This window comes from Streptomyces aquilus (genome assembly GCF_003955715.1).
Lineage (GTDB): Bacteria > Actinomycetota > Actinomycetes > Streptomycetales > Streptomycetaceae > Streptomyces > Streptomyces aquilus.
Genome location: NZ_CP034463.1, coordinates 9,706,344 through 9,719,927, shown reverse-complemented (window position 1 = coordinate 9,719,927; position 13,584 = coordinate 9,706,344). Strand labels below are relative to the sequence as shown.

Annotated in this window: 12 protein-coding genes; 4 read left to right on the top strand and 8 right to left on the bottom strand. The window is 70.1% G+C overall.

What is annotated here, in order from left to right:
* Positions 1-30: 30 nt before the first annotated feature.
* From EJC51_RS44450 to EJC51_RS44435, 4 genes are all read right to left on the bottom strand, one after another.
* A complete protein-coding gene (locus EJC51_RS44450; RefSeq protein ID WP_126276316.1) occupies positions 31-984 on the bottom strand; it encodes a YihY/virulence factor BrkB family protein in 954 nt (317 codons plus the stop codon).
* 39 nt (positions 985-1,023) lie between these two features.
* On the bottom strand, positions 1,024-1,974 hold the full coding sequence (locus tag EJC51_RS44445) for a Dyp-type peroxidase (RefSeq protein ID WP_126276315.1): 951 nt from the start codon (positions 1,972-1,974) through the stop codon (positions 1,024-1,026).
* Between the two features lie 47 nt (positions 1,975-2,021).
* Positions 2,022-4,334, bottom strand: a complete 2,313-nt coding sequence (locus EJC51_RS44440; protein WP_126276314.1) for an FdhF/YdeP family oxidoreductase — start codon at positions 4,332-4,334, stop codon at positions 2,022-2,024.
* Positions 4,335-4,496: 162 nt separating this feature from the next.
* Complete coding sequence (locus tag EJC51_RS44435; RefSeq protein ID WP_166682965.1) at positions 4,497-5,084, bottom strand: DUF1269 domain-containing protein; 588 nt, start codon at positions 5,082-5,084, stop codon at positions 4,497-4,499.
* Between the two features lie 308 nt (positions 5,085-5,392).
* Between EJC51_RS44435 and EJC51_RS44430 the strand changes: the two genes are divergently transcribed.
* Both EJC51_RS44430 and EJC51_RS44425 read left to right on the top strand, forming a co-directional pair.
* Positions 5,393-7,882, top strand: a complete 2,490-nt coding sequence (locus EJC51_RS44430) for an ATP-dependent Clp protease ATP-binding subunit (RefSeq protein WP_126276312.1) — start codon at positions 5,393-5,395, stop codon at positions 7,880-7,882.
* A 147-nt stretch (positions 7,883-8,029) separates the two neighbouring features.
* On the top strand, positions 8,030-9,253 hold the full coding sequence (locus EJC51_RS44425) for a PucR family transcriptional regulator (RefSeq protein ID WP_126276311.1): 1,224 nt from the start codon (positions 8,030-8,032) through the stop codon (positions 9,251-9,253).
* Positions 9,254-9,281: 28 nt separating this feature from the next.
* Here EJC51_RS44425 and EJC51_RS44420 read toward each other — a convergent pair whose 3' ends face one another.
* Complete coding sequence (locus EJC51_RS44420; RefSeq protein ID WP_126276310.1) at positions 9,282-9,911, bottom strand: DUF1345 domain-containing protein; 630 nt, start codon at positions 9,909-9,911, stop codon at positions 9,282-9,284.
* Positions 9,912-10,136: 225 nt separating this feature from the next.
* On the opposite strand from EJC51_RS44420, the gene EJC51_RS44415 reads away from it, so the two are divergent.
* Complete coding sequence (locus EJC51_RS44415) at positions 10,137-11,042, top strand: alpha/beta hydrolase (RefSeq protein ID WP_208870788.1); 906 nt, start codon at positions 10,137-10,139, stop codon at positions 11,040-11,042.
* Here EJC51_RS44415 and EJC51_RS44410 read toward each other — a convergent pair.
* The 3 genes from EJC51_RS44410 to EJC51_RS49310 form a co-directional block, all read right to left on the bottom strand.
* Positions 10,971-11,282, bottom strand: a complete 312-nt coding sequence (locus EJC51_RS44410) for a Rossmann-fold NAD(P)-binding domain-containing protein (protein WP_126276309.1) — start codon at positions 11,280-11,282, stop codon at positions 10,971-10,973. The genes EJC51_RS44415 and EJC51_RS44410 overlap by 72 nt on opposite strands.
* Before the next feature lie 25 nt (positions 11,283-11,307).
* A complete protein-coding gene (locus tag EJC51_RS44405) occupies positions 11,308-12,936 on the bottom strand; it encodes a thiamine pyrophosphate-dependent enzyme (RefSeq protein WP_126276308.1) in 1,629 nt (542 codons plus the stop codon).
* Positions 12,937-13,029: 93 nt separating this feature from the next.
* Complete coding sequence (locus EJC51_RS49310; RefSeq protein ID WP_279631409.1) at positions 13,030-13,161, bottom strand: hypothetical protein; 132 nt, start codon at positions 13,159-13,161, stop codon at positions 13,030-13,032.
* A 181-nt stretch (positions 13,162-13,342) separates the two neighbouring features.
* Here EJC51_RS49310 and EJC51_RS48035 point away from each other — a divergent pair, with 181 nt between their 5' ends.
* A complete protein-coding gene (locus tag EJC51_RS48035) occupies positions 13,343-13,501 on the top strand; it encodes a hypothetical protein (RefSeq protein WP_166682964.1) in 159 nt (52 codons plus the stop codon).
* The last annotated feature ends 83 nt before the right edge of the window (positions 13,502-13,584 follow it).

Sequence of the window (13,584 nt, the reverse complement as noted above, 5' to 3'; positions counted from 1 at the left end):
CCCGGTTCGCCTGTCGGCCGGCCCTCCGTGTCACAGGGCGTCATCGTGGATCCTCACCGCGCTGCGCAGGGGCATGTACGGCTCCTGATCGGCCGGGTGCCCCTGCGCGATGGCGCGTTCGCGTTCCCATTCTGCGTTGAGCTCGGCTCCCAGCAGAAGAGCGAGGTTGGCCAGCCAGACCCAGATGAGGAAGGTGATGGCGGCCGCGAGACTCCCGTAGACCCGGTCGTAGGAGCCGAAGTGCGCGGCGTAGTAGGCGAACGCCGTGGAGGCGGCGCCCCAGACCGCGACCGCGACCAGGCCGCCGGGAGTGCCCCAGCGGAACGGCTGGCGGGCGTTCGGGGCGGCCCAGTACAGCAGGGCGATCAGGAGACCGGCCAGAAGCAGCAGGAGCGGCCACTTGCCCCACTGCCATGCGGTGACGGCGCTGTGTCCGACGCCGAGCGCGACGCCGACGCGGTCGGCCAGTCGTCCGCTGAGGACCACCACTGCGGCTGCCGTGCTCACCATGAGGAGCGTCAGCACGGTCAGCCCTATGCGCAACGGAAGCAGCAGCCTCGTGGGGCGGCCCTCGGGAACGTCGTAGACGGCGTTCATGGCACGGATGAACGCGGCGGCGTAGCGAGAGGCCGCCCATATCAGGGTGAGCGTGCCGACGATGCCGGCCGCCGTGTGCCGCCGCTCGACGGCCGTCAGTACCCGGGTGATCCAGGCGTGAGCGGGGCCTGGTGCGAGGTCGCTCACCTCACGCAGGACCGGCTCGGTGAGCGAGGGGCCGATGGCGCCGAGCAGGGACGTCAGCACCAGGAGGGCCGGAAGGGAGGACAGGACAGCGTAGTAGGTCAACGCGGCTGCCCAGTCGCCCAGGTTGTCCTTCCGTAGTTCGGCCAGGAAGCGACGCGCCATCCGGCGCCGCGGGCTGATCCCGTCTCCTGGCCGGTCCTGCTGTTCGGTGTACGAGGTCGCCCCTGGGGCTGATCCCACAGCCGCGTTCCCCCTCTCGTCCTCGTCCCGCACTAGGTGTCACCCCGGAGGCGGGGGCGGATCGTGCAGGAAGTCGGTGGTGGGTACGTGGAACAGGGCACCGGTGATTGCGGTGGAGAAGTCGAGAATGCGGTCGTGGACATGGGGACGGTCGCCGAGGAACATGTTCCGCAGCATGTGCTCGATCACCTCGGGGGTGCGTGCGTATGCGATGAAGTAGGTGCCGAACTCCCTTTCCCCGACGCGGCCGAAGGGCATGTTGTCCCGCACGATCTTGAGTTCGGTGCCGTCCGGGTCCGTGATCGTGTTGAGGGCGACGTGCGAGTCCGGCGGCTTGACCTCGTCGGGCAGTTCGACGTTGCTCAGCTTCGTCCGGCCGATGACCTTCTCCTGCTGTTCGGTGGTCAGGGCGTTCCAGGCGGTGAGGTCGTGCACGTACTTCTGGACGACGACGTAGCTCCCGCCCGCGAACCGCGGGTCCTCGTCGCCGACGAACACCGCGTCGGCGGCGCGGCGGCCCTCCGGGTTCTCGGTGCCGTCGACAAAGCCCAGGAGGTCGCGCTCGTCGAAGTACTTGAAGCCGTGCACCTCGTCCACCACCACCGCGGCGCCGTCCAGACGTGCGCAGATCAGCTGGGCCAGTTCGAAGCAGGGGCCCATGTGACGGGCCCGGAGATGGAACAGGAGGTCGCCCGGGGTCGAGGGAGCATGGTGGTGGGAGCCGGTCAGCGGCACGAAGGGATGGAGGTCGCGCGGGCGCGGGCCGGTGAACAGACGGCTCCACGCGTCGGATCCGATGCCGACGACGCAGGTGAGTTCGGTGTCCGGGGCGCGGAAACCCACCGTACGGGTCAGTCCGGCGATGTCCTGGAGGAGCGCGTGCACGCTGTCCTCGCCGCCCGGAGTGAGGGTGCACACCAGGAACACGGCGGACTTGGCCGGCGGCATGATCACGGACTGGGGCTCGGCTGTGGAGCCTGTCTCGTCCATCGTTTCGCGTTTCCCGTTCTTCCGGGTACTGGTCCTGCGGAAAAGGCTCAACCGGCGGGCGTGATACGGACTTTGACGTGTTTCATGAGCGGCTGGTCGCTCTGCGTACTGTAGTCACCGATCGCACACAGCACATTCATCTCCGGCATGTAGCCGGCCGCGCAGCCTCTGGGCATGTCGTACGGGATGGCCAGGTAGCCGTTGAGACGACGGTGGGTGCCGTCCTTGGCGGTGCTGACGATGTCGACCGGGTCGAGCTTCGCGATGCCGCGCTCGCGCATGTCCTCCTCGTTCATGAAGACGAGCGTGCGCAGGTTCCTGACGCCCCGGTAGCGGTCGTTGTCGGAGTAGATGGTCGTGTTCCACTGGTCGTGGGAGCGCATGGTGCCCAGGGCCAGGACACCGGAGGTGGGGACGACGTCGGGCAGGGGGGCCGCGGAGAACTCGGCGCGTCCGGACGGGGTGTGGAAGACCAGCTCGCGGGCGGGCTGCTTGATGCGGAAGCCGAGCGGCAGCCGTACGCGCCGGTTGCAGTCCTCGAATCCGTCGAGGACCTGCGCCATGGTGTCGCGGATGCGGTCGTAGTCCTCGACGTACCACTCCCACGGGGTGTCGCTGCCCGGGAGGGCGGCGCGCGCCATGCCGGCGATGATGGCGGGTTCGGACAGCAGATGCGCGGAGGCGGGACGCTTCATACCGACGGAGAGGTGCACCATGCTCATCGAGTCCTCGACGGAGGTGCTCTGGATGCCGGTGCGCTGGTGGTCCTTCTCCGTGCGGCCCAGGCACGGCAGGATGAGCGCCTGGCGGCCGTGGACGAGATGGCTGCGGTTCAGCTTGGTGCTCACCTGGACGGTGAGGTCGCAGGCGCGCAGCGCCTCGTACGTGTAGGCGCTGTCGGGGGCGGCGAGGGCGAAGTTGCCGCCCATGCCCACGAACACCTTCACTTCACCGCGGTGCATGGCCTGGATGGTGCCGACCGTGTCGAGACCGTGCGCGCGTGGCGGGTCAATCCCGCACACGTCGGCGAGGCGGTCCAGGAACTCCTCGGTGGGCCGGTGGTCGATGCCGCACGTCCGGTTGCCCTGGACGTTGCTGTGCCCGCGCACCGGTGACGGTCCTGCCCCCTCCCGGCCCAGATTGCCGCGCAGCAGAAGGACGTTGACGATCTCCCGGACGGTGTCGACGCCGTGTTCGTGCTGGCTGACGCCCAGGCACCAGCTGAAGATGCTGCGGTCGGCGTCCTGGTACACCCGCGCCGCCTTGAGGATGTCCCCGCGGCTGAGGCCGGACTGGTGCTCGATCTCTTGCCAGGACGTGTCCTCGCACACCTTTCGGTAGGTGTCGAAGTCGCTGGTGTGACGGTCGATGAACTCCCGGTCCAGCGCCTTGGGATCGGTCTTCGCCTGCTCCAGAATCGCCTTGGCCATGCCCCGCAGGAGCGCCATGTCGCCACCGATGCGCGGCTGAAGGTTCAGGGTGCTGGTCCGGGTCGCCTTGAACCGGGCCATGTCCGTGAAGTCGTGCGGGACGATGGTGCGCGTCGCGGCTGCCTCGACCAGCGGGTTGACGTGCACGATCTGGGCGCCGCGGCGGTACGCCTCGGCCAACGCGGTCAGCATCCTGGGGGCGTTGGAGGCCGCGTTCACCCCCATGATGAACAGCGCGTCGGTGGCCTCCCAGTCCTTGAGGTCGACGGTTCCCTTGCCGGTGCCCAAGGATGCTTGCAGGGCTCGGCCGCTGGCCTCGTGGCACATGTTGGAGCAGTCGGGCAGGTTGTTCGTGCCCAGCTCCCGGGCCATCAACTGGTAGAGGAAGGTGGCCTCGTTGCCGAGACGGCCGGAAGTGTAGAACGCCGCCTGATTCGGGTCGTCCAGCTCCCGTACGACCCGGCCGACCAGTTCGAACGCGTCGCGCCAGGAGATGGGGACGTAGTGGTCCGACTCCGCGTCGTAGACCATGGGTTCGGTCAGTCGGCCCTGGTCCTCGAGGGCGAAGTCGCTCCAGCCGGACAGCTCCGTGACCGAGTGGGCCGCGAAGAACCGGCGGTCGACCCGCTTGCGCGTCATCTCCCAGGTGACGTGCTTGATGCCGTTCTCGCAGATGTCCAGGTGCAGGCCCTTGGTGTCGTCGGGCCACGCGCATCCGGGGCAGTCGAAGCCGCCGTTCTCGTGGTTCATCCGCATGATCGCCCGCGGCCCGTCCACGAGGGCGCCCTCGCGTACCAGTACCTGCCCCACGCTCTTGGCCGCCCCCCAGCCCGCGGCGGGATGCCGGTAGCGCTCGGCGGTCGGTTCGCCTTCGGCGACGGGGCCCACCTGCGGTTCCGGCTGATCCCGGCTGTCATCGGAGGCGCTCACATGCCTCACCCCTTCCGACCCGGGCGGGCCGATGGTCGTCGCTGTCTCAGGCTATGCCGGGGGATCATCCGCTGCCACACGTTGGAGCGGGCACCGCAGCGGCGCGTGCCACGCGCTGCGGCCGCCGGCCTGCGGGAGAGCGGGCAGGCCATGTGTGTGGGTTCACCGGCGCATCTTGCTGCTGATGGTTTCCCAGCGCTCATGGAACTCCTCGCGTCGTTCCGCGCGCTTTCGCGTGCGGAGTGTCGCGGCCGCGGCCGCCTGGGCTTTCCCGGCCGCGTCGGCGGTGGCCTCGAACTCGTCCAGGACCTCGTGGGCCGGGCGCCTGACGACCGTGCCGCCGCCTGCCGCGACCTCGGTGTCGATGACGCTCTCGCGGGTCTCGGTCACCTCGGCGATCAGTGCGTTGCGGCCGGGCGCAACCGTCCTGGCCAGTTCGCTGAGGGCGGCGTCGGTCCCGGACGCCCGGTGCACGTCGATCGTCCCGCCGATGAGGGCACCGGCGCCCCAGCCCAGCAGCACGGTGAACGGGCCGCCCAGCAGGCCCACCAGCGCTCCGATGAGGCTGCCCGCGGTCTGTCCCGCCGCCGTGACGTTGTCGGTGCCGTCCATGACCTCAAGAGCGCCGTCCGCCCCTCGCTCGGCCACCACGGCCGCGTGCACGTCGACAAGACCATCGGCGTCGGCCTTTTTGAGCACCGCCAGTGCGCGATATGTCTTGTCGTCGTCGGCGAACCGAATCGCGATCACATTCCGAGACCCCGTGTCATTCATCGTTCCTCCAGGATTCCCCGCCGCTCGGACAGCGGGAGAGGATGCGGCGTACGGCACCGAAGCTAAAACATGACCATCCCCGAATTCCGCAGGTCGAGGCCTGGTTTGTCGGTCGCGACAAGCAAGTTTGTGACGCCTGCCAGTACCGGCGCGAGAAGGTGTCGAGTACGCGCAACGGCGATAGCGTGAGACTCCCGGCAAAGGCCCGGTCCGCGCGGCGCGCCGCGAGCGTGCCGGCTCGCCGAAGCACGACTTCGTGCGTGTCCACCGCATCTGGAGTTCCCATGTCCATGCCCTATGGATCAGCTTTCGGTTCGTCGGATCCTTTCAGTGACTTGTTCAACCGCTTCTTCGGAATGTCACCCGCGTCGTCACCTCCCGCCGTGCAACGGGTCCCGATCGGCCGCCTGTTGAGCGAGCCGTCCCAGGAACTGCTCAGTCTCGCCGCTCAGCGAGCGGTGCAGGACGGGACCTCGGACCTGGACACGGACCATCTGCTGTGGGCCGCGACCCAGGTGGAACCCTCACGGAGTCTGCTGACCCAGGCGGGCGTGGACCCCGATGCGTTCGCGTCGAAGATCGCCGACGTGCTTCCGCGGGAGTCGGGTGAGCCCTCGGCCGAACCGGGCCTCACCCCGGCCGCCAAGCGGACCCTGGCCGCCGCCTACTCCCACTCGCAGGCCTCCGGATCCTCCTACATCGGCCCCGAGCACATCCTCGGTGCCCTGTTGAGCGGTACCGACACGGGCGCCGGGCGGTTGATCCGCGGCGATGGCGTGGACGTGCAGAAACTGCGCGGTCTCACCGACAGGACGTCTCAGGCCGAGGCCGCGCCGGCGGACGGGAAGGCGCCGTCGACGACGCTGGACGAGTTCGGGCGCGACCTGACGGAGGAGGCGAAGGCCGGAAAGCTGGACCCCGTGGTGGGCCGGGCGCAGGAGATCGAGGAGACCGTGGAGATCCTCTCGCGGCGCTCCAAGAACAACCCCGTGCTCATCGGAGAACCCGGCGTCGGCAAGACCGCGATCGTGGAGGGACTGGCCCAGCGCATCGTGGCCGGCGAGGTCCCCAACACCCTCAAGGACAAGCGGGTGGTGGCCCTCGACCTGTCGGGCGTGGTGGCCGGCGCGCAGTACCGGGGCCAGTTCGAGGAGCGGCTCAAGAAGGTCATCGAAGACGTCCAGGCGGCGAGCGGCGACATCATCCTGTTCATCGACGAGCTGCACACCGTCGTGGGCGCGGGTGCCACGGGTGAGGGCGCGATGGACGCGGGCAACATGCTCAAGCCCGCTCTGGCCCGCGGTGAACTCCACGTGGTGGGTGCCACGACCATCGACGAGTACCGCAAGTACGTCGAGAAGGACGCCGCTCTCGAACGCCGTTTCCAGCCCGTGATGGTTCCCGAGCCCACGGTCGAGGAGACGGTGCAGATCCTGGAAGGGCTGCGCGACGCGTACGAGGCACACCACCAAGTCCGTTTCGCCGACGGGGCGTTGGTGGCGGCGGCGGAACTGTCCGACCGCTACATCGGCGACCGCTTCCTGCCCGACAAGGCCATCGACGTGATGGACCAGGCGGGCGCGCGGGTGCGGTTGCGCAGCGCCGACCGCTCGACCGAGGTGGTCGGTGTGCAGGACCGCCTCGCCAGGCTGCGCCGCGACAAGGACCAGGCGGTGGCGGTGGAGGACTTCGAGAAGGCCACCGAGCTGAAGGTGCGGATCGACGAGGCCGAGGGCGAGTTGGCCGGGATCGAGGAACGGCGCGAAGGCGTCGTCTCCGTCACCGCCGCCGACATCGCCGACGTGGTCTCCCGGCGTACCGGCATCCCCGTCTCCCAACTCACCGCCAGCGAGAAGGACAGGCTCCTCAAGCTGGAGGAGGAGATGCACGCCAGGATCGTCGGCCAGGACGAGGCGGTCACCGCCGTCTCCCAGGCGGTGCGCCGCAACCGCGCCGGCATGGGCGACCCGAACCGGCCGGTGGGTTCCTTCCTCTTCCTCGGCCCCACCGGCGTGGGCAAGACCGAACTCGCCAAGACGCTCGCCGAGTTGCTGTTCGGCGACGAGAACCGCATGATCCGCTTCGACATGAGCGAGTTCCAGGAGAAGCACACCGTCGCGCGGCTGGTGGGCGCGCCTCCCGGATACGTCGGTTACGAGGAGGCCGGTCAGCTCACGGAGAAGGTCCGGCGCCAGCCCTACAGCGTCGTCCTGTTCGACGAGGTCGAAAAGGCGCACCCCGATGTCTTCAACACCTTGTTGCAGCTCCTCGACGACGGTCGGCTGACCGACGCCCAGGGCCGCACCGTCGACTTCCGGCACTGCGTCGTCATCATGACCTCCAACCTCGGCGCGCAGCGCATCATCGACCACAAGGGCGATGTGTCCGAGATCAAGGACGAGTTGATGCAGCTCCTGCGCACCCGGTTCCTGCCCGAGTTCCTCAACCGCATCGACGACATCATCCTCTTCCACAGCCTCACCGAGGACGATCTGACCCGGATCGTGGATCACCTCCTGGAGCAGAGCAAGCGCCGGGTGCACGCGCAGGGGATGACGCTGGAGGTCACCGAGGCGGCCAAGAAGCTGCTGGTGGCGCACGGCCACCAGCCGGAGTTCGGCGCCCGCCCGTTGCGCCGCACGATCCAGGCGGAACTCGACAACCGGATCGCGGAGATCCTCCTCAGCGGTACCGCCGAGCCGGGTGACACCATCGTCGCCGACGTCGATCACGACACCCTTCACCTCACCGTCCGCCCCGCCGACACCGACTGACACCCGTGCGGACCAGGACATCGACCACCTTCGAACGGCCCCACGACAGGCAGCATGAGGGCGCTCCCGCCGAGGGCGGACCGAGCCCGCGGCGGGCGGTGCCGGCGTACGGCTGCGCGTACGATGTCAGCCGGACGGGGAGCGTCGATGGCTGAGCGGACCACTGCACGGAGAGCTGACGGGACGCGCAACCCCGCGCTCACCGCACTGGTCGCGTGGGCCCGGGAACACCTCACCGAGTTGATCGACGACGTGTACGCGGCCGTGTGCGAGCGCATCGACCTGTATCGCGAAGGGGATGTCGTCCCGCGCGACGACCTGCGCCGGTCGATCGAACGCAATCTCGGGTTCATGGTCAGCGGCCTCGACGATCCCGACGTCCCCCTCGACCGGGCGGCACCCTCCGAGACCGGCCGACGCCGGGCACACCAGGGGGCGCCCCTGCCCGAGGTCCTGCAGGTCTACCGGATCGGCTGCTCGATGCTCTTCGACGCGCTGGTGGCCTACGCCCGCAAGGACGGCCGGGCCGACACCATGGACGCGCTGCTGGAGGCGTCGAGCCGGCTGTGGCGGCTCGCGGACGAGCACGCGCTGCTGCTCACGGAGGCGTACCGGGCGGCCACCGCGGAGCTCGTGGCGGCCCAGCAGCGGCGGCGTTCGGCGTTGGTGGAGGCGCTGTTCACCGGCCAGTTGGTCCGGGACGCCGGTCCCTGGGAGGTAGGCCGTCTCCTGGGGCTGCCGCTCGACACGCAACTGGTGGTGGTGGCCGCGGAGACCGCCGGCCTCGCCGAGGAGAGCCTGCTCGGGGTCGAACGGCGGCTCGCCGAGCGGGGCATCGTGTCGGCCTGGCAGCTCACCCCGACCACGCAGGCCGGTGTCGTGGCGGTGCGCGAGGAACAGGGCTCCGCGATGCTGGCCGTACTGCGCGACGCGGCCGGCGCCCGTACCGGCATCAGCCCGCCCTATCTGTCCCTCACCGAAACGCCGCGCGCACTGCACCTGGCCCGCACGGCACTCGCCGAGATCCCGGTCGGCACAACCGACGTACGCCCGTTCAGCTCCAGCCCTCTCGCCGCGTTGCTCGCCCACGACCCGGACGAGGGACGGCGGCTGGCGGACCGGGTGCTCGGCGCGGTGCTCGATCTGCCACCGGAGGACCGCGACGCGCTGCTGAGCACCCTGCACGCGTTCCTGCACCACGGCGGATCGGCCGAGCGGGCCGCGCGCCACCTGCACTGCCACCCCAACACGGTCCGCTACCGGCTGAACCGGATCCGCGAGCTGACCGGACGCTCACTCCAAGACCCCCTGGCGCTGGCCGAACTGGCGACCGCGGCACAGGCGGTACGCCTCAACGCCGGCAGGCGGTGACCGGCGAGCGCCTCGGGCGCGGTCGTCGTCAACCGCTGACAAGTCCCACCACGAGGTTGATGGCGGTGGCGAGAATGCCGGTGCCGAAGACGTAGGACAGCAGAGTGTGCCGCAGCACGATGGCGCGGATCGCGGAGCTCGACACGTCGGTGTCCGACACCTGATAGGTCATGCCCAGGTTGTAACTGAAGTAGAAGAAGTCCCGGTACGCCGGCGGATCGTCCGTATTGAAGTCGATCCCGCCGCCGGCCTCGTAGTACACGTAGGCATAGCGGGCGGCGTACATCAGATGGAGCGCCGCCCAGGCCACGAAGACCCCGCACAGGGAGGTCGCCGCCGCCGCGTGAGTGCTGTCGGACCTGCCGCGCAGGAGCAGCAGCACGATGGCGAACAGTCCGCACAGCGCCACCGCCACCACCACGAGTTCATCGAGCAGGGGCCGGAAGTCCTCGCGGCGCGCATTGTGGTGGGTCGCCGTGGCGTCCATGGGCCACAGCACCGCCCAGCCCGCCAGCACGAAGCTCAGCTCCATGGCGGCGATGGCGGCCAGAGCGCCCAGGGCCGGGTCCGCCGGAATGCCGACGGCCACGCCGACCGCGGCACCGAGAACCACCGAGCCGGCAAGGCGGGGCACGGCATCCAGAAACCAGCTCCTCATGCGCCTCACCGTAGTCGCGTCGTACCGTCGAAGGCGCCTGCGACGGGGACTACGGCCAGGGCATCGGAAAGTGGCGCTGGGTCTACCCCTGTGGTGGTGCTGGAGCGCTGGTGGGCGAAGCGGGCCGTTCATAGCGTCGTACTCATGACGGATGAGACGAACGAAGTACGAACGGATGCCACCAGGCGGACGGCATTACGCGGGCTGGGACTCGCGGTGGGGGGCATGGCACTGGCCACCGGGCCCGGAGCCTCGCCGGCCGCGGCGGGCCCGCGTCGCGGGGTCACCACCTACGTGCTGGTGCACGGCACCCACAGCGCCGGCGCGTTCTGGATGCCGATCGCGCGGGAGCTGACGCTGCGCGGTCACCGCGTCGTCATGGTGGACCAGCCGCGGCATGGCACGGAGGCTTTCGTGCCGGAGTCGTATCAGCGGCAGGACCTCAAAGCGATGGCGGTCGAGCCTTCCCCGCTCAAGGGCCTCGGGCTGGAGGACTACGAGGCGCGTGTCACGGGCATCGTGCGGCGGGCGGCACGGAACGGCCCGGTGGTGCTGGTCGGGCACAGCCTGGGGGGCGTATCGGTCAGCCGTGTCGGCGATGCCGTCCCGCATCTGCTGCACCACATCTGCTACATGGCGGCCTTCTGTCCCAGCCGCGTCCTGCCCACAGCGGACGCCTGCACGGCGGCGCCCGAGAACGCGAACGCGGTCAGCCCGGTCGAGCTGGCGGTGGGTGACCTGGATCGGCTGGGTGTCTTCCGGCTGAACTTCCGGACCGGTGACCGCCGTGAGCTGGCCCTCCTCAAGGAGATGATCTGCGCGGACTACTCCGACGCCGACTTCCGCCGGATCCTGGCCGGCATGCAGACCGACGAGCCGATCGCCGCTTATGCGGGCCGAGCGGTCGGCCGGGCCGGCAGCTGGGGACGCATTCCGCGCACCTACCTGCGTTTCGGCAGGGACCGGACGATCGCCACCGCACTCCAGGACAGGATGATCGCGGAAGCCGACGCGGTCACGCCCGGCAATCCCTTCCGTGTGCACGATTTTCCCGGGGCGTCACACATCGGCCCTCTGGACCCTGTCCCGGTCGCGGAAGTCCTGGACACGCTCGCCGGGCAGGGGGGATAGGGCACGGTCACTTCCCTCCAGGACCTCGGCGGTTCGGCGGAGACCGTGGAAGTCCGCTCCGGCTTCCCGCACCGGATGCAGGCGCTCCTCCACGATCCGCGCGTTGTCGGCGGTGTGACGGGTGATCATGTTCGGTCGGGTGTCGACGAGCACGATCTCGTACGCCCCCCGCGTGGAGAGCAGGTTGAACGCGGCGGAGGAACCGATGCCGCCGGCGCTTCCGACGATGACGGCCTTCACGGGTCTGTGCCTTCCGTTCGGCGGGTCAGGAGCAGTAGTGGGCGTCGGCCTCGACGGCGACTTCGAGCACGAGCGGCTCGCGTCGGTCCGCGAGCGAGGGCAGGATCTTGTCCAGGGCGGACAGCAACACGGCGTGGTCCTCGACCCGTTCGGCCGGGCAGCCCAGGCCGCGGGCGAGGGCGGACACACTCAGTTCGGTGAACGCGGGCCAGGCCGGGGCGGCGGAGCCCTCGCGTTCCGAGAGGCGGTCCATGATCGCGTAGCGGCCGTTGGCGAGGACGACGAACAGCACGCCGATGCCGTAGTGGCTGGCGCTCCACAGGGCCTGGATCGAGTAGAAGGAGGAACCGTCGCCGAGCACGGCCACGACCGGCCGGTCCGGGGCGCCGTGGCGGACACCGATCGCGGCCGGCATGGCGAAGCCCAGTCCGCCCATGGCCGCGCTGAGGAAGCCGAGCGGCGCGCGGGCGGGCAGCAGCCGGTGCAGGTCCGGGCGGCTGGAGGGGGTCTCCTCGACCACCACCGTCTGGGGGTCGAGCCGCTCGGCGAGGGCGGCCAGCACATGAGCGGCCCGCAGGGGCTCACCGGGCGCCGGGGGCTGGGGTGTTGTCGGCCGGTTCAGCGCCGAGGAGCGCGGGACGGCGGGCACCAGCGGGATCAACCGGCGTACGGTGTCGGCGGGTTCGGCGAGCAGCACCAGCTGCGCCGGGCTGCGGTGGGCCTCCTCCGGGTCGTCGGTGATGACGGCGAGCCGGGTGCCGGGCCCGGTGAAGTCGCCTGGCGCGTAGGGGTATTGGCGGAAGGCGGCGGCTCCGGCCGTGAGGACCGTGTCGTGCGGCGCGAGCGCCTCGCGCAGTGCGGGGCGCACCGCGGGCAGGTGGCCGGCGAAGAGGCGGTGGTCCTGGGGAAAGCCGGCGCGGGCGCCGAACGGCTCCTGGTAGACCGGGCAGTCGAGGCGCTCGGCGAGCGTGACGAGCGCCTGCCAGCCGTCCGCCGTGTCGTTGCCGGCGCCCGCCACCAGACAGGGCGAATCGGCCGCCGTCAGCAGCGTGGCGAGGGCGGCCAGGGCGTCGTCGGAGGCCGTACGACCGCCTCGTACCGCGGCCGGCCCGCGCGGCGCGGCCTGCGCGGCATCCTCGCCGGCCTCGGCGAACCAGTCGTCCATCGGGACGACCACCACCGCCGGACCACGGCCTTCCCGGGCCTCGTGCCAGGCACGGGCCACGGCACCGGGCACGTCCTGCGCACGGGCCGGCGTGTGCTGCCACACCGGGTACTCCCCCGCCAGGCCGTCCAACCGCCCGGCCAGGAACGGCTCGTGCGCCAGATGCCGACGGTCCTGCTGGCCCACGATCACCACCAGGGGCGCGCGGTTCGCACGGGCGGTGGCCAGGGCGCTGACCGCATTGCCGTATCCGGCGGTGGTGTGCAGCAGGACGAGCGCCGGGCGGCCGGTGGCCAGTGCGCTGCCGGAGGCCATGCCGACGACTGAACCCTCGTGCAGGCCGAGCACGAAGGAGATGTCGGCCGGCAGGTCGGCGAGGAAGCCGACCTCGGTGGAGCCCGGATTGCTGAAGAGGGTGGTGAGGTCGTACTCGCGCAGGACGTCGAAGGTCTGTTCCTTGACGGTCCTGGCATGGGCGGCCGTGGTCATCGCGGGTCCCCTTTCTGACCGGACTGGACGCTAGGCCGCCCATCCTCCGGGCACCACAGGCACGTTCACTGTGCGAAACCGGCCGAACATGAATCAGGCGACCCCGGGCAGCACCGCGCCGGTGGACGGTTCCGCACGCAGTCGACCGGTGATGAGGCGGGCGGTGTCGAGGACGGCCTTGATCTGGGGTGGGCCCGGGTGCTCGACGGTGAAGGCGATCGACACGGCGGCGACGGCACGGCACCGACACCACCGGCGCCCAGACCATGGGCTATGCGGGCATGATGTCCATCGGCCAGCAGGCCTTCACCGGCCCGGCCCAGGCGCGTGCCTCCTTTTCGTCGTCAACGACCACGGGCTGAGCTTCTACACGGGCACCATCGCGGTCTCCGCGCTGGTGGCCCTGGTGGCCTGGCCGTTGTCGTGCCTCGCCTTCCGGCTGCGCGGCGGCTACTTCGCCGTCGGAACCTGGGTGATCGCCGAGGTCGTCCGCCTGATCGTGGTCCGCTTCGACTCCCTGGGAGCGGCGAGCGGGCGCACCCTGTCCGAGCCTCGTTCGGCGTGAACGTCACCCGCGGCAAGCGGTCATCTACGTCACCGCGGCGGCAGGTTGTGCGGCGGCAGGCGCGGTGATCTGCGTGAACAGCC

Excerpts from the sequence above, each read along its gene's own strand:
- EJC51_RS44405 (WP_126276308.1), bottom strand. The coding sequence starts at position 12,936 with ATGACCACGGCCGCCCATGCCAGGACCGTCAAGGAACAGACCTTCGAC.
- EJC51_RS44425 (WP_126276311.1), top strand. The coding sequence starts at position 8,030 with ATGGCTGAGCGGACCACTGCACGGAGAGCTGACGGGACGCGCAACCCC.
- EJC51_RS44415 (WP_208870788.1), top strand. The coding sequence starts at position 10,137 with ATGGCACTGGCCACCGGGCCCGGAGCCTCGCCGGCCGCGGCGGGCCCG.
- EJC51_RS44430 (WP_126276312.1), top strand. The coding sequence starts at position 5,393 with ATGTCCATGCCCTATGGATCAGCTTTCGGTTCGTCGGATCCTTTCAGT.
- EJC51_RS44420 (WP_126276310.1), bottom strand. The coding sequence starts at position 9,911 with ATGAGGAGCTGGTTTCTGGATGCCGTGCCCCGCCTTGCCGGCTCGGTG.
- EJC51_RS44445 (WP_126276315.1), bottom strand. The coding sequence starts at position 1,974 with ATGGACGAGACAGGCTCCACAGCCGAGCCCCAGTCCGTGATCATGCCG.